Raw genomic sequence first — 16,883 nt, 5'->3', positions numbered from 1 at the left:
AATAAAGAAAAGAAGATGAGCTATAGCCGATAATACATTTATTTAAATACTGATTTATATATAATTAGCGAGAATAATACGATAATAAAAAAGTTTCCAGAAAAATGCATTCATGTCTTTCATATAGCCTTTGAAGAGTATTAAACTTTCATGCAGGGAGTAAGACACACAGTTTCTACATCGGATGCCTCCGTAGGAAAGCAACCGTACGGTGGATTTCGGTGTACATAACGATGTCATCCTCAATAAAAGGAACTTCTTTGCGGAAGTCTTTCAGGAACTTTTCGAGGATGGGAGACGTTTTAGCCGGACGACGAAACTCTATCCCCTGGGCGGCATTCATTAATTCGATGGCCAGGATCAGATCGAGGTTATCCATGATCTTGAAGAGTTTGGTGGCGGCATTCGCTCCCATACTGACATGATCTTCCTGTCCGTTGCTGGATACGATCGAGTCACTACTGGCGGCATAGCAATACATTTTGTTCTGGCTAACCATGCTGGCGGCAGCATACTGGGGGATCATAAAACCGGAATTCAGTCCGGGGTTGGCTACGAGGAATTCAGGTAAGCCACGAAGTCCCATGATAAGCTGTGCCACACGCCGTTCGGAGATATTACCCAACTCGGCAAGGGCAATAGCCAGGAAATCATAAGAGATCGCCAACGGTTGGCCGTGAAAGTTTCCACCGGAGATGATCTTATCTTCGTCCGGGAAAATGGTCGGGTTGTCCGTTACCGAATTGATCTCGGTTAGCAGTACGCCGGACACGTAGTTGATGGCATCCTTTGTCGCCCCGTGTACCTGTGGGATACAGCGGAAAGAATACGGGTCTTGCACATGTTCCTTCTTGCGGTTTATCAGTTCGCTTCCTTCCAGAAACTCCCGGAAAGCTTTACCTGTCTCTATCTGTCCCGGGTGAGGGCGTATCTGCTGGATACAATCCATGAAAGGATCGATACGTCCGTCAAAAGCCTCCAGAGACAAAGCGGCAATCATATCGGCCCTCCGCGAGAGACGGAAGGCACGCATCAGGGCAAAGACACCGTTGGCACTCATAAATTGCGTACCATTCAGTAAGGCTAGTCCTTCTTTGCTTTTCAAGCGGACAGGTTTCCAGGCAAATTCATCCAGTACGCTGATGGCTTCCCGCTTCTTACCTTTATAATACACATCCCCCACGCCGATAATCGGAAGGAATAGATTGGCCAACGGAGCCAGATCGCCGGAAGCACCCAGCGAACCACGGTCGTAAACGATCGGCAGGACATCGTTATTGAAGAAGTCGAGAATGCGCTGCACCGTAATGACCTGCACACCGCTATGTCCCAACGACAAGGCATGCGCCTTCAGAAGCATCATCAACCGCACGATAACCGGGCTCACTTCGTCGCCTACGCTACAAGCATGGCTCTTTACCAGATTCTCCTGCAGGGTACTGAGCTCGTCGGGCGAGATATTTTTGTTGCACAACGAACCAAAACCGGTAGTAATGCCGTAGAGCGGACCGTCCTGCTGCTCGATCTTCCGATCCAGATAATCGCGGCAATTCCGGATACGGTCGCGCACCTCCGGTGTCAGCTCCAGTTTCATATTCTGCGTAAGTATCTGTTCTATACTTTCGAAAGTAAGAGGTTCAGAACCTACATAATAGACATTGCTCATAGTTATAAGATTGTTTTAACCCAGTTAAGCAGCTTAGTCTCGATACGGATCGCTTCAGACTCCAGATAGTCGGCTTTCACTTTCATTCGTTCCACAAAAACTTCATCCTTAATCGACCCCAAGTTAATACGGACATTCAGTAAAGCCCCCAGCACACAGGTACGGGCCGTCATCATAGCAACACAGGCATCGGTAACAGCATTTCGGTTACCTTTATGTGCTACATAGATAATTGTTTCCATCACGGATGCCACCTCTTCGGCAACTTGCATGGGAACCATTGCCGCTTCCTTTGTTGCATCCTGAATTGTACGGCTACGTTCAGCAATCTGTTCTTCCGTTTCTTTCGGAAGTTTGAAAGCTGCAAATACACGGTCGTAAGCTTCGCTATCACGGTCGATGTCGCGTATCAGACGTTCACGGATAAGAGCCGCTTCCGTGGCAATCGTTTTCATCTGTCCTTCTACATCGGCATATTTCTTTTTCCCGATAGTCAGGTTCGCTACCATTTCCGTCAAGGCAGTAGCAATAGCTCCGTTCAGGGCAGAGATACTTCCACCGCCAGGAACAGGTGCATTACTGGCGGTTTCGGCCAAAAAGTCTTTAATTGTCAAGTCTACCAGCATAGTATAATAATATTTAAGGTGTTAAACAATGAATAACATACTTCTCAGATCATATAAATAATACCGTCCTTGATAACTGTATCCACAATATTCATTCCTACATTGTAAGGCAGGAACTTATAAGAAGGATATTTCAATAAAACCAGGTCGGCTTTCTTTCCCACGTCAATACTACCAATCTTATTTGCACGTCCCAGGGCGGCTGCTCCATTAATAGTCAGTGCTGTAACCGCTTCTTCCACCGTCAGCTTCATCTGGATACAGGCCAATGCAAACAGCATCGGGATAGAGCAGGAGAAACTGCTGCCGGGATTGTAATCGGAAGCCAGAGCTACGGCACAACCGGCATCTATCATTTCACGCCCGCGGGCAAACGGTTCATTCAGCGAGAAAGCGGTAAGCGGAAGCAAGGTTGCGATCACCCCGCTACGTGCCATTCGTTTGATACCTTCATCCGATGCATGAAGAAGATGGTCGGCACTGACCACTTTCAGACGGGCGGCCAGTTCGGCACCTCCCAGGGATACGATCTCGTCGGCATGCATCTTTAGCTTGAAACGCTGGCTTCTTGCTGCACGCAACAGGCGTTCACTTTGCTTCAAAGAAAAGACACCTTGTTCGCAAAAGACATCACAGAAGGTAACTGTTCTTTCCAAACGAAGCTCCGGCAATACCTGCTCGATCATATAGGTGATATAGTCGTCTGTCTGGTGGGTATACTCGGGAGGAGTGGCATGAGCACCCAAATAGGTGGAAACCACATCTACCGGATGTTCCTCGTTCAGGTCGGCCATAACGCGCAGTTGCCTTAATTCCGTTTCGAAATCAAGACCGTATCCGCTTTTTCCTTCTACTGTCGTAACACCCATATCGAGCATCTCGTCGAGCCGCTCGTAACCGATGCTCCACAATTGCTCAAAGTCGCAATCCCGGGTGGCATTGACCGTATTGGCTATACCCCCGCCCCGTTCCATGATCGACATATAACTATCCCCTTTCAACCGCCAGGAAAACTCTTCTTCCCGGTAGCCTCCGAAAATAAAATGAGTATGACTATCCACGAAGCCGGGAAGAAGTGCCCGGCCACTGGCATCAATCTCAAGGTATTCCTCCACATCGACCTGTCGTAAAATATCTTTGGTTGAGCCGACATGTGTGATTATACCGCCGGATACGACAACCGCCCCGTCTTCAATCACATGCAGGTCGGACATTTCCGCACCTTTCTTTGCCTGAAAACCAGAGCAGGTAACGACCTGCGATGCATTTCTTATCAGTAATTTATCTCCTTTCATGTTTTACTCCATTATTCTGGCTTCTAACACCTGGTTCATCGAAAAGTTCTCCAACCCCAGGTAAAAAGATGTCGTATCGATCAATGCTTCCATCGGAACCAATCCGATTATCTCACTTCCAACCACCGGCACCCCGTAACGTCGTGCTTCCACCTTGACCAGTTCGAATGCACGGTACAAAGCTGTGCGGGTATAATCGGTCATATTTATAGAAACTTGTGTAATTCCTCTCTCTTTAAGCTCTACTCCCATTGCTTTGCAATAACGCAGACCGCCGCCTATAAAACGGATCTTCTTCGCGATATCGCTGGCTATTTCCAGATTTGCCGTACCGAGATTCACATTATAGGCGACCAGTGGCATGCGTGCGCCCACAGCAACGGTTCCTGCTGTTGGGTGACGTTCGGCCGGTCCAAAATCCGGTTGCCATTCCGGCAATTTAATCTTATCCGCCATTCCTTCGAACTCCCCTTTCCTGACAGCTGCCAGGTTTTCACGGTAAGGAGCCGAAGCCGACTTTTCATAAAGGAATACAGGCACATTATACAAAGCTGAAATCTGTTCGCCTACCTCTTTCGATAAACCGACTGCCTCCTCCATCGTACATCCTTTAATAGGAATGAACGGTACTACATCGACAGCTCCCATCCTCGGATGCTGTCCGGTGTGACAAGTCAGATCTATCAATGCTACAGCCTGTCCGACAGCTTCCAGCAGAGCAGCCTTCAATGCCTCGGGTTCACCGACCACGGTTACCACCAGACGGTTATGATCTTCATCATTACTATAATCTAACAATTTTACTCCTTGTCTGGCTCTAAATGGCTCTATTATTTTTTCTATTTTCCCCAAATCTCTTCCTTCACTAAAATTGGGAACACATTCCATTATTTTACTCCAACTACTCATAACTTCAGATATTTAAAGAGGTCTCTACTATTTGGCGTATCAACGTTTCCTCCGGAATATAAGGAATCGTTACATGATACAGTTCTTCATTTTTCTTATTAAATACTTCGCAGGTCTCGATCGCATGTGGATTACGTGCCCATGAACGACGCGCCACGCCTCCCATGACATCCCATAGCATGGCAGAACGTAATATTTCGTCCACCCGTTCGCTTCCGTCAAGTAGCATACCGAAGCCACCGTTTATAGCCTTACCGATTCCTACTCCTCCACCGTTATGGAGAGCAACCAGACTCATTCCACGCGCGGCATTTCCGGCAAAACATTGTACGGCCATATCGGCCATTACGTTACTACCGTCATAAATATTCGCAGTTTCACGGAAAGGCGAATCTGTTCCACTTACGTCGTGGTGGTCGCGCCCTAACATAACAGGACCGATCTCACCATCACGTACCATCCGGTTAAAGCGGAGAGCTATCTTCAGCCGCCCTTCGGCATCCTGATACAAGATACGGGCTTGCGTACCGACTACCAGCCGATTCTTTTCGGCATCGCGTATCCAGTTATAATTATCCCGGTCTTGTCCCCTGCGTTCCGGATCGATACAATCCATTGCCGCATGGTCTGTTTTTATCAAATCTTCATGTTTACCGCTCAGGCAAACCCAGCGGAAAGGTCCATAGCCATAATCGAACAGTTCAGGCCCCATAATATCTTCTACATAAGAAGGCCAGATAAAACCGTCTTTCTCATCGATACCATTCCTGGATATATCTTTTACACCGGCATCGTAAATCGCTTTCATAAATGAATTGCCGTAATCAAAGAAATAGGTACCTGAGGCCACCAGCTTCTTTATTATCTCATAATGCCTGCATAGCGACTGATCGACCAAAGTACAAAACGTATCATGATCATCCGACAACAGCCGTGTCCGTTTTTCAAAACTGATTCCTGCCGGACAATAACCTCCTTCGTAGACGGCATGGCAGGATGTCTGGTCACTCAACAGGTCGATATGAATAGATTCCGCTCCGGCATATTCCAGCAGGTCGACAATGTTACCATGAAAGGCTATCGAAAGCGGCTCTTTCGCAGCCTGCGCTTTCTTTGCCAAACGGAAAGCCTCCGCTTTATCGGCAGTAACCAGTTGTACCCATCCTTGTGAACGCCGTGTCTCAATACGTGAAAAGTCGACTTCGGCAACAATGCAGGCTGCCCCGGCTATAACCGCAGCTTTCGGTTGTGCCCCGCTCATACCGCCCAACCCGGAAGAGACAAAAAGATGGCCTCTAAGGTCTTTATCTTGCGGGATGGCTAATTTCAGGCGCCCGGCATTCAATAGCGTATTGAACGTACCGTGAACGATTCCTTGCGGACCGATGTACATCCATCCTCCGGCTGTCATCTGTCCATAATTAGCCACTCCCATCTGGGCGGCAATATGCCAGTCTTTCTGGTTGTCGAACAAACCGACCATCATCGAATTTGTGATAATAACCCGCGGAGCTTCCGGCTTCGACCGGAATAACCCCAAAGGATGACCTGACTCTATAACCAGTGTCTGTTCCTGTGTCATTACTTCCAGGTACTGCTTAATAAGCCGGTATTGCATCCAGTTCTGACAAATTTGACCGGTTTCGCCATAAGTAACCAATTCGTAGGGATACAAGGCAATGTCGAAACAGAGATTGTTATCGATCATCACCTGAAATGCTTTACCTTCCAGGCAGTTTCCCTTATAATCTTCAATCGAACGTGCTTTTAAGTCTCCCTCGGGGCGATAACGATATCCGTATATCCTTCCACGGGTAAGAAGCTCCTCCATAAATTCGGGGGCTAACGTTGCATGAAGTTCATTTGGTACATACCTTAAAGCATTTTTCAATGCTGTTTCGGTTTGTCTGGGCGTAAGCGTATAGCCGCGATCAGGAGCGCGGCGGATACCGGCTACAAAAGAAGGATATTCCGGTAGTTGGCGACCAAGATGTATTTGCATAACTGATGACATTTATCTATTACTTACAATCTGTCAGAAAAACATCCTATAAGTGGCCTACAAGGTAATTATTTCCTTACGTTTGAGCAATTTCGCATATATGTTTAGAAGCATAATAAAAGCAAAAAGAGGCTGCCTAAAAAACTAGACAGCCTCTTCTTTTTCTTATCGTAACTGCTTCTTATTTTGCTAATTCAGCAGCAGCTTTCTTATTGATCTTTCTTTTCTGTATTTCGTATGCAATCGGAGTTGCGATAAACAATGTTGAATATGTTCCGACTACGATACCCAGCAGGATAGCAAACGTAAAGCTACGGATTGTGCTACCACCGAGGATAAAGATACAAAGTACAACAACCAATGTTGTTAATGATGTATTGAATGTACGAGACAATGTTGAGTTCAAAGCATCATTGATCACCTGGTAACGGTCGCGCTTCGGATACAGACCGATCGTTTCACGGATACGGTCGAATACAACCACAGTATCATTGATCGAGTAACCGATAATCGTCAGGATAGCCGCGATAAATGTCTGGTCGACTTCCATTGAGAACGGTAACAATTTCCATAATAATGTATAGAAAGAAATGATACACAATGTTGTTACTGCAACTGAAGCAAATGCTCCTACGGAGAATGACCAGTCGCGGAAACGAAGCAGGATATAAGCAGCCATACAGAACATAGCGAAGATAACGGCCATGATAGCACTATTCTTGATGTCGTCGGCCATACTCGGTCCTACCTTCTGTGAACTCTGGATATAAGTAGTAGTGAACTGCTCCAGTGTAGCGTCTGCAGGAAGCAACGGTTTAACACCTTCGAACAACAATGATTCGATTTCCTGGTCTACTGCCGGGTCTGCATCATCAATCTTATAGTTGGTAGAGATACGAACCTGATCCGGAGTACCGATAGTGATAACACTTACAGCACCGTCCAATTTTTCATCCAACATGTTACGAACTTCGTCTGTCTTCACATCCTGATCGAAACGAACGATATAGTTACGTCCACCGGTGAAGTCGATACCGTTGTTCAAACCGATCGTCATCATAGAAACAGCTCCCAGAAGGATGATAGCAGCAGGAATAATATAACCTACTTTACGGGCACCCAAGAAGTTGACTTTCGGATTAGTCAACAGGTCTTTTGTAATTGATGTTACAAATGTTACATTCTTCAGTTTATCCTTAGCCAGTAATGCTTCGTATACAATACGAGTCAGGAAGACTGCTGTAAGGAAAGAAGCAAACAGACCGATAATCATTGTGGTTGCGAAACCACGGATAGGACCTGTACCGAAGTAGAACAATACGACACCGGTAATGATAGATGTTAAGTTCGAGTCGAAGATAGCAGAGAACGCATTGCTATAACCATCGGCAATAGCTTTGCCTAACGATTTACCAGCACGAAGCTCTTCTTTTGTACGTTCATAGATCAACACGTTCGCATCGACCGCCATACCCAGCGTCAACACCATACCGGCGATACCCGGCAAAGTAAGTACTGCCTGGAAAGAAGCAAGGATACCCATTGTGAAGAAGATGTTCAATACCAGTGCACCGTCTGCAATCAGACCCGGGATGATACCGTAGAATGCGCACATGTAAACCATCAACAGGATCAAAGCCAGTGCAAATGAGATAACACCAGAACTGATAGCTTCCTGACCCAGCGACGGACCGACAACGTCTTCCTGTACGATCTGTACAGAAGCTGCCATCTTACCTGATTTCAATACGTTTGCCAAGTCCTTCGCTTCTTCCGGAGTGAAATGACCTGTGATAGAAGAACGTCCTCCGGTAATTTCATCGTTTACGTTCGGAGCTGAATAAACCATGTCATCCAAAACGATAGCGATAGATTTACCGATATTTTCTTTTGTCAGACGAGCCCATGCTTTAGCTCCTTCTGCGTTCATGCTCATGCTAACCTGTTGTTCTGAACGGCCTACCTGCTGAACGAAGTCAGCGTTAGCGTCGGTCACCACGTCGCCACCCAGAGCTGGTGAACCGTCACGGTTAGTAACCTTGATCGCATATAATTCGAAATATTGTTCTTTTTCGTCCATTGCCTTAACACCCCATTTCAAAGAGAGGTTACGAGGCAATACGTCTTTTACCTGCTTCATCGCCAGGTATTCGTTGATCTTAGGAATGTCTCTTACGTTAGCCACACCTACAGAAGCGCCACGACCTAACTGACCGTTGTACTGGTTGATCTGCAGCAAGGCAAACAACGGATGCTGTTTTGCGAACTCTTCCATCGACTGGTTAGCCTGAGCTTCCGGTTTATCCTGAGCGATCTGAGCCAACAACGAGTCGGCTTCGTTTGTATTCGTTCCTTCTTCAACTGCTGTCGTTTCAGTAGCAGTAGTATCGGCACCTTCCGTAGAAACGCTCTCCGTTTCAGTAACGGTAGCATCTTCATTGTGTTCTGCCAGTACAGTAGCTAAAATGTTATCGGCGGCAACCAACTGCTGGTATACTTCCGGCAACTGATAAGTTTCCCAGAATTCCAGGTTAGCACTACCCTGCAACAATTTACGCACACGTTCCGGTTCTTTCACACCCGGAAGTTCCACCAGGATACGACCTGCTGTTTCCAAACGTTGAATGTTCGGAGAAACCACACCGAAACGGTCGATACGAGTACGCAATACGTTAAATGAGTTATCGATAGCACTTTTCAACTCTTCTTTCAACACAGCAACAACCTGAGCATCTGTACTCTGCGGAGTAATTTTATCTTTCAGTTCAAATGTACTGAATATGGCAGACAAACGTGCGCCACTGTCCAGGTTCTTGTACTCTTCTGCAAACAAATCAATAAAGTCCTTCTGACTGGTTGCCTGGCGAGCATAAGCTGAAGTTAAAGCCTTATTGAAGTTCTCATCCTGGTTATTGTTTGACAGCGAACGGATTACATCAGCCACATTCAACTCCAGAACGACGTTCATACCGCCTTTCAGGTCAAGTCCTAAACTAATTTCCATTTCACGGCACTGCTTGAGCGTATAGCCCAACCATACCTTCTGAGTAGATAATGAGTCTAAATAAAGACTCTCTTTCGACGGATCCCCTCCTGCATACTCAGCGGCTTTATTGTTGTAATATCTTGTTACAAATGAGAACGATAGATAGAACAAACATACAAGCGTAAGTAACACAGCGAAGACCTTTACAAATCCCTTGTTTTGCATTTGAATCTTGAGTTTATGTTATTACATTATTTATTTTCGTTTTTTCACAGGGTGCAAATATAGGCTTTTTTTTCTTTGTCATATAGCAATATGATTAATTATTTGTCACTCTCATAGTTAATTTCAAGTACAATTATATATCTTTGCCCATAAAAAACACAGAATTCACCATGAAACATCTTTTATTATTCCTTTTATTCATTCCTTCCCTGCTTATAGCTCAGGAGGATCAGAAGTATTTAGCCGGTGCTGTAACTGAAGATGAGGGCAAAGTTGTATTTTCCAAAGAGATAAGTATACCCTCCCTTTCAAAGGATCAGATTTATGATATTATGTATTCTTGGGCACAGAAATACTTCAGTGAAGACGGACGTCGCCTGGTTTATTCCGATAAAGACAAAGGCGATATCGCTGCTGTAGGTGAAGAATACCTTGTATTCCAAAGCACTGCATTATCACTGGACCGTTCATTGATAAACTATCGCGTAACGATAGAATGTGAAAATAATTCAGCAAAGATCAAAATGACCGGCATCCGCTACGAATACAACGTATCCTATCAGCGTGAGCCCGAAAAATATACTGCGGAAGAATGGATCACAGACAAGTTTGCATTGAACAAGAAAAAAGATAAACTGAACCGTGGTAACGGCAAGTTCCGTCGTAAAACCATCGATTTAGCAGACGAAATGTTCAAGAGTGCAGATGCAGCCTTTGGTATCCAGCCGGCAGGTGTTGTCACTCCGGCTTATGCGGTAGCTCCCGTACAACAGCAAACAGCTCCGGCCACAGTTCCCGCACAACAGATAACTAAAGCACCGGTCAACAACATTGAAGTATGCCAGGGATTAAGTACGTTCGAGCCGGATAAGATCCCGTCGACATTATTGAATATGTTACCGGGAAGCAAGATGCAGGTAACACCCGGTGAGAATGGAACTTTGGTAGAACATTATGCCACCTGGAAAGAAATGGGTAAGATGTTCGGAAAGAACATCGCTTCTATCTCTATCAGCCCGGACAGTGAAGTGTATAAAGCAATTAAAGATAACGACTTTTACACAATTTCTTTCAACAAACAGGACGATCCGGAAACCTGGTTTATGATTCAGTGTGTCAAACAAGGGGAGTCGACCGAAGGAACACAAAAAATCATTATCGGTGAAATCCTTAACGTATGGATCAGATGATTATGAAAATAACAAAGAATATACTGTTGTTGTTGATGCTAATGTGTCCCTTGCTGGCGATAGCGCAGGGACACAAAGGTTCTGTAGAGTCATGCGCTCCCATGAAAGACGGGAAAGTATGCTATAGTGATGACGTCGATGCGGAAGGCATGAAAAAAGGCGAATTGTTCAACGCTATCGACAAGTGGGCCAAAAAGAACTACGGCAAGGATGTATTCCTGTCGAGCGTAACATCCAGCAAGTCGAAAGGAACGATTAATATAAACTCAAAGGTAGAGTTGCTTCTGAACGACACAGACAAAACGATTGTCAAATATAAAATGAGAATATACTGCTACGATGAAAAGTATACCATCGAACTAACAGATATCTCTTATCAGTACGATCCGACAAATGAGAAGAAGTTCAAAACCTATCCGGCAGAGAATGTCATAGCCAACAACGGCAAGTCGAACACAATCGCTGTGATTAAAGACCCTCTGTTATTCTGTAATGCTACTTTCTTTTTTGCAGAAAATCTGTTCGGAGAAGTATTCGACGCAACACAGGAAGACTAAAAAAGGTTATATATATATATAATGTAAGGGGATGCCTGTAAAGGCGTCTCCTTTTTTAATCTTCCATTGTCAGATAGCACCACAACGGATAGTGGTCTGAATAGCGTATCTTATCGACCGTACAATTCACTGATTTCATATTCGGGGAATGTAGGATATTATCTATACGAAACAAGAACATATTCTGGTTATACGTAACCCCCATACCCCGCCCCGATTCGGCAAATGAATCGACCAATGGTCCCTGGATAGTCCGGTGAGCATATGAAATCGGCGTGTCATTAAAGTCACCGCAAACTAATATATAATCGCCTTTAGCTCTTTCCACTTCAGAACTTACCGCCTCAGCCTGTTTGGCCCGTATTTTGAAAGCCGGTCCCAACTTCTGCTCCAAAGCCCCTTTTATACCGTCGAAAGTATCTGTTCCTATATTCTTTATAAATGCGGTATAACGACTTCGGTCTTCCATTGTCAGTTTAAATGACTCGAGATGGTTATTAATCAATGTCAGTTTTTTCCCATTCACGTCCAACTCATGAACAGACGATCCGTTAGATTCGCTCTCGTATTTTATCCTGCGTGAGTTCGAAATCGGATACTTGGAGAATACCGCAATACCAAAATTCATATAACGGGACGAACTGATAGGTATTATCGAACGGTAAGGATACATATCGAGTGCTGTATACAATTTCTGAGGAGTCAGGAATTTATCCGACCTGCTGACTGCATATTCCTGCAAACAAACCACATCCGCCCCTGAAGCAGCGATATACTGCACTATTTTATTAGGCGACTCTTTAGTGTGATCCTTGTAGGCAAAACCCATCACATTATAAGTAAGCACCTTAAGCACGTTCTCTTTCGGAATATCCTCAACATGGGCATGATAAGGAAAATACTTCTTCACCGGTCCCCAACAGATCAGAAAAGCACTTAACCCGATCAGCAGGAAGCGCCATTCCCACAGGAATAACCAATAAAGTACAAAACAAAAATTCAGGACACATAAAACAGGAAAAGCCAGTCCCAGATAAGAAAAAACAAGGGCTGTATCCGGAGCCACACGATCCGAGTAAGCTGAAGCGACAAACAGCACGACAACCAATACATTGGCCAGCACGAACAATGATTTGAATAACAGCTTTAATGTTTTAAGTCCTTCACTCATTTTTTACTAGCATCAAATAATTGCTTTTTTTCATCTGCCGAAAGACTTTCATATCCGGAACGTTTCAGTTTATCCAGAATGGCATCGAGATCGGCCGACTCACGGTTCTTCCGGGCGTTATACTCGTAATCCGTTTCAGCACGCTTATACGTCACCTTCATTTTCGGCTTTCTTTTCCCCAGATTCACCACCCAATCCAACATACGGTTCATCGGAGCAGTCAGGTCTTTTCCTTCCTTTATACGCATTGCAAACCAGATACCGAATAACGCACCGCCAATATGAGCGATATGGCCACCGGCATTATCGGAAGTAATAGCCAGCAAATCGATCACGAAGGTAAACAGGGCCAGATAAATCAACTTGATACGCCCTATCAGGAATAAATTGATCTCCAGATCTTTCCGGTAAAATGAAACGGCAAAAACAATTGCCATCACCGAAGCGGAGGCTCCCATCAGATAACTGGAAGATGCCACTGTCTGGAAATATGGGAAAATATTATAGGCCAACATAAACAGAACTGCACCGGCAATTCCTCCCAATAGATACAACCCTCCCAGCTGCCTTTCGCTGAAGAAATTCAGGAACAGCCCACCAAACCAATACAACCACAACATATTAAATAAAATATGAAGGAAATCGAAATGGGTAAACATATAGGTAATAACCGTCCAGGGCCGATATAATAACAGCTCGGGCGACGAAGGCATCTGCAGATATTGTAGAAAAGAGATCCCGGGGATATTGAAGAGAAGAAAAATCACCCCCATCAACCGGATCAGGATAAAAAGCCCTACATTTATATATATGAGCTTCGCCAGTATATTTCCTGCCCGAAACGTATTCTTCAGATTAGTAAAAATACTTTCCATTGCCTGCATCTTTCTTTTTCCAGTAGCGAACCATAAAATAACCGAACAACATACCGCCTAAATGGGCAAAGTGCGCCACAGTGTCTCCTCCAAAGCTGGAGACGCCCATGAACAGTTCAGCCAATCCATAAAATATAACAAAATACTTAGCCTTTATGGGTATCGGAATGAACATCAGGAATAACGGAACATTCGGAAATAACATGGCAAAAGCGAGCAAAATACCGAATACAGATCCTGAAGCCCCGACCGTTATCATCATATTCAGCGACGGGTCCATCTTCACCAGTTCGAAAAGCGTCAGACCGTTGGCACTGGCAAAAGACTGGACAGAATAGGCCCAGACCAATTCCTGTACAATTCCGGCTCCAATACCGGTCACCAGATAAAAAGTAAGGAAGCGCTTCGGCCCCCATACATTTTCAAGGACACGTCCGAACATATATACCCCGAACATATTAAAGAAAACATGCCCGAAAGAACGCGTATCATGCATAAACATGTAAGAAACAAACTGAAACGGATAAAAATCCTTTACACCCGGAAAGTGCAAACCTAAAATCTGCACCAGGTCGATTCCCATCTTCGGTAACGCCAGACTGGCTACCCAGAAAAGAAGGTTAATAATGATAAGGTTTTTTGTAACCGGCGGTATACTATTCAAGAACCCCGAACCATTTTGATTCATCATATACATATCAATTTGCGGCAAAGGTAAATATATTTTGATTGTTTTTCCGCCAAATAGTACTAAAACATAGTAAATCAATAAAAAAAACAGTGTTTTCCTTTGCAGAATATTAAATTAAAACTACATTTGGACCGACTTTCTGGCTATCACAAGAATTGTTTAACATATTAATTATCAAACCATCATGAACAAAACAGAATTTATCTCAGCTGTATCGGAAAAATCCGGTCTAAGTAAGACTGATGCAAAAAAAGCTGTCGAAGCTTTCGTTGAAACAGTATCTCAGGAATTAAAGGCAGGTGGCAAAGTGGCCCTTTTAGGTTTTGGATCTTTCTCTGTCGCAGAAAAAGCAGCTCGCAAAGGAGTCAACCCGAAAACAAAACAACCAATCGAAATTGCTGCACGTAAATCAGTTAAATTCAAAGCAGGTACAGAATTAGCCGATCAGATTAAGTAAGCAGCGATACATGAAATTTAAAAGGGCTTTCTCTGTTTGGACAGCCCTTTTTATTATGACTATAAACACAAAAATAATTCCAGAGAACATCACTGCCCCCTGGAATCCACACTAGTATTAATATTAAACTTACCTGATTATACAGGTGAGTATCTTCATTACAAACAAAACATGACCACGGTGCTCTTGTTCCGTGGCATTTATCTTATTACAAAGATCTTGCTTTTCAATCAATTAACCAGCGGAATTTGGTTCTGATACCACACCTTTCACACCTCGAAAGACTCTATTTCGATCAGCAATCCGCCACGGCTTATGCTTTCCGAAACTCGCTGGTCGACATCACCACAAAACCGCACCATAGGCATCATTCAACCAACAAGCGTTTCGATATTCGAAACTCTCTACCTGGTAAAACATTTGTTTCATAAGGTAGAAACTTTTGTTTCACCCTGAAGAAACAATTGTTTCATCCGAGAGAAACTTTATGATCATAGGCGGAGAAGACTGGTTATAATCCTCCTTCCGTCTGAAAATACCAGGTCCAACCGTTGATATTAATCCGTAAGGCCAACCATGGATCATTATCTGCAAAGAAAAAGACGATCTTATATTCACTTTCACGGTCGAGATATTCCTGGGCACTCATATTATGGCCTTCGATCTTTGTCATTACCAGAAAGTCAGTCAGATTAATATTGAATACCTTTTTACCTGTAGCCTTTTCTGTTACAACAAAACGGGCGTTGCGGTCTTCCAGAAACCGCATGGTATTCAGCTCGACAATTCCTGCACCCAGATTCTTTTGCTCGATATGATACGGACGGTAACTAAGATTGTCGTCTTCCAGCAATGAATTATCGTGTGCCAGATAACCGTTCGATTCGATTATTTCATAATTATAGGCATGCACATCCACTCCCCAGGAGTCTTCATTGCTTCCCTGAAAAACAAACCTCACTTTATTGGTATCTTTTATCAGATTGATAACCTCCGTCTGATTGGTCGTACCGGTAAAAGTCACATTATTAATCTCGCCATACCAAAGGGGCTCCAATTCTTTATCGATAATAAGAGACTCTTCGCGTTTCAATTGCAGTTTCAAATCCTCTATAGAGGAGGAACCTGCTTGCAAAGATGTTATATCATAAGAATCGCGAGCACCTGCCCATGCCATAAACTGATACTCGCCGACAGGGAGTTCGACTACCATCAGATAACTCCCCGTACTCAGTGCGCTTCCTTCTTCCGCCTGTTTGAACAGATATTTACCATCTTTATCAAACACATAAAGCTCTACTTTATCCACCTGGGTATGGAAAGCATCGGCAAACAGCATATTATAGTCATACTTGAACTTAACATACAAACGACACTCTGGCAAATCTTCATTAAAGCTGTCGCATGAGGTCATTAGCAGGGAGCCAGCAAGGACAATCCACATGATAATGTGATGTAATAGGCTTTTTAGCTTCATATCTTTAAATTTTCTAATGATTCTATATATAAGAGAGGAAAAGAGATTGCTTCTTTTCTCGTTATTTCCAATTCGGTGGACAGAACGGTCTGCTCCGTCAGAATAAAAATCCCGAAGTTTTACCAAGTCTCCGGAAACTTATCAGTTAAAAGCAAAGTTGTGGGAGAATACTCCCACAACTTCTTATAAAAAAGATTTCGAATCTATTATTCGGAATTATAATTCAACACCTTGCTCGTACCAAGTCCAAGGATTAATGCCAATCTCAATAGACATATAGGCTTCTTCTTCTTCATCCTTCTTTTCAGGGTCCGGATCCGGGATAACCGGATAACCCGGGTTCATGATCGATTTAATGGTAATATCATATACTGAATTACGAACAACCCCGAATTCACCGAGTTTATTGTTTGTATCATTCGTATCATTATCATGTTTGATCATGATCGTATAATAGGTATCCCCACCCTTGTAATAAGAAATAGAACCGTACATATCAGCTCCGTGAGTTATAACACCAGCCTGATAGAAATAACCGGCAACAGTCCCTATTCGCGCTGCATCGTCAGCACCAGGCAAAGCATCAAATGCCGTTTTTGTAGGAATAGTAACGGCAGTTACTCCTGCAACGCCCTTTCCTTCTAAATAAGCCAGGTAAGAGTTAAACGTCGTGGTAAACGGAGTAGAGAAATTGTCCGGGTCGTTGTCAGCATATTTTGAAGTCAATTCAGCTTCAATATATTTAATAACCAACTT

Annotated in this window: 14 protein-coding genes; 3 read left to right on the top strand and 11 right to left on the bottom strand. The window is 44.0% G+C overall.

What is annotated here, in order from left to right:
* Positions 1-175: 175 nt before the first annotated feature.
* From hutH to secDF, 6 genes are all read right to left on the bottom strand, one after another.
* Complete coding sequence (gene hutH, locus QZ076_RS17215; RefSeq protein WP_293715208.1) at positions 176-1,666, bottom strand: histidine ammonia-lyase; 1,491 nt, start codon at positions 1,664-1,666, stop codon at positions 176-178.
* A gap of 2 nt (positions 1,667-1,668) precedes the next feature.
* Entirely contained in the window at positions 1,669-2,292 is a 624-nt protein-coding gene (locus QZ076_RS17210) for a cyclodeaminase/cyclohydrolase family protein (RefSeq protein WP_293715205.1), read from the bottom strand.
* 44 nt (positions 2,293-2,336) lie between these two features.
* A complete protein-coding gene (gene hutI, locus QZ076_RS17205) occupies positions 2,337-3,587 on the bottom strand; it encodes an imidazolonepropionase (RefSeq protein WP_293715202.1) in 1,251 nt (416 codons plus the stop codon).
* Between the two features lie 3 nt (positions 3,588-3,590).
* Complete coding sequence (ftcD, locus tag QZ076_RS17200) at positions 3,591-4,496, bottom strand: glutamate formimidoyltransferase (RefSeq protein WP_293715199.1); 906 nt, start codon at positions 4,494-4,496, stop codon at positions 3,591-3,593.
* Between the two features lie 4 nt (positions 4,497-4,500).
* Positions 4,501-6,498 carry a urocanate hydratase gene (locus QZ076_RS17195; RefSeq protein WP_293715196.1) on the bottom strand — a complete coding sequence of 666 codons (1,998 nt, stop codon included), beginning with the start codon at positions 6,496-6,498 and terminating at the stop codon, positions 4,501-4,503.
* Positions 6,499-6,679: 181 nt separating this feature from the next.
* Positions 6,680-9,709 (bottom strand): protein translocase subunit SecDF, encoded by a 3,030-nt coding sequence (secDF, locus tag QZ076_RS17190; RefSeq protein WP_293715194.1) that lies wholly within the window; start codon positions 9,707-9,709, stop codon positions 6,680-6,682.
* A 170-nt stretch (positions 9,710-9,879) separates the two neighbouring features.
* Here secDF and QZ076_RS17185 point away from each other — a divergent pair, with 170 nt between their 5' ends.
* Positions 9,880-10,899, top strand: coding sequence for a DUF4468 domain-containing protein (locus tag QZ076_RS17185; protein WP_293715191.1), 1,020 nt, complete (start codon positions 9,880-9,882; stop codon positions 10,897-10,899).
* On the top strand, positions 10,887-11,456 hold the full coding sequence (locus tag QZ076_RS17180; RefSeq protein ID WP_293715188.1) for a DUF4468 domain-containing protein: 570 nt from the start codon (positions 10,887-10,889) through the stop codon (positions 11,454-11,456). Before QZ076_RS17185 ends, QZ076_RS17180 begins: the two co-directional genes overlap by 13 nt.
* A 55-nt stretch (positions 11,457-11,511) precedes the next feature.
* Here the strand turns inward: QZ076_RS17180 and QZ076_RS17175 are convergent, their stop codons facing one another.
* From QZ076_RS17175 to QZ076_RS17165, 3 genes are read right to left on the bottom strand one after another with little or no spacing between them, the layout of a single operon-like run.
* Positions 11,512-12,627: an endonuclease/exonuclease/phosphatase family protein gene (locus QZ076_RS17175; protein ID WP_293715185.1), complete on the bottom strand. Its 1,116-nt coding sequence runs from the start codon at positions 12,625-12,627 to the stop codon at positions 11,512-11,514.
* Positions 12,624-13,502: a rhomboid family intramembrane serine protease gene (locus QZ076_RS17170; protein WP_293715181.1), complete on the bottom strand. Its 879-nt coding sequence runs from the start codon at positions 13,500-13,502 to the stop codon at positions 12,624-12,626. Before QZ076_RS17170 ends, QZ076_RS17175 begins: the two co-directional genes overlap by 4 nt.
* Positions 13,483-14,193: a rhomboid family intramembrane serine protease gene (locus tag QZ076_RS17165; protein WP_293715177.1), complete on the bottom strand. Its 711-nt coding sequence runs from the start codon at positions 14,191-14,193 to the stop codon at positions 13,483-13,485. Before QZ076_RS17165 ends, QZ076_RS17170 begins: the two co-directional genes overlap by 20 nt.
* A 184-nt stretch (positions 14,194-14,377) precedes the next feature.
* Here QZ076_RS17165 and QZ076_RS17160 point away from each other — a divergent pair, with 184 nt between their 5' ends.
* A complete protein-coding gene (locus tag QZ076_RS17160; RefSeq protein ID WP_293715174.1) occupies positions 14,378-14,650 on the top strand; it encodes an HU family DNA-binding protein in 273 nt (90 codons plus the stop codon).
* 511 nt (positions 14,651-15,161) lie between these two features.
* On the opposite strand, the gene QZ076_RS17155 is transcribed toward QZ076_RS17160, so the two are convergent.
* Positions 15,162-16,127 (bottom strand): FimB/Mfa2 family fimbrial subunit, encoded by a 966-nt coding sequence (locus QZ076_RS17155; RefSeq protein WP_293715171.1) that lies wholly within the window; start codon positions 16,125-16,127, stop codon positions 15,162-15,164.
* Positions 16,128-16,343: 216 nt separating this feature from the next.
* Positions 16,344-16,883, bottom strand: a 540-nt coding sequence (locus QZ076_RS17150; protein ID WP_293715168.1) for an Mfa1 fimbrilin C-terminal domain-containing protein, incomplete at its 5' end; no start/stop codon positions are given.

The organism is uncultured Parabacteroides sp. (assembly GCF_905196875.1).
GTDB lineage: Bacteria > Bacteroidota > Bacteroidia > Bacteroidales > Tannerellaceae > Parabacteroides.
This window is presented reverse-complemented; position numbering and strand designations above follow the sequence as displayed.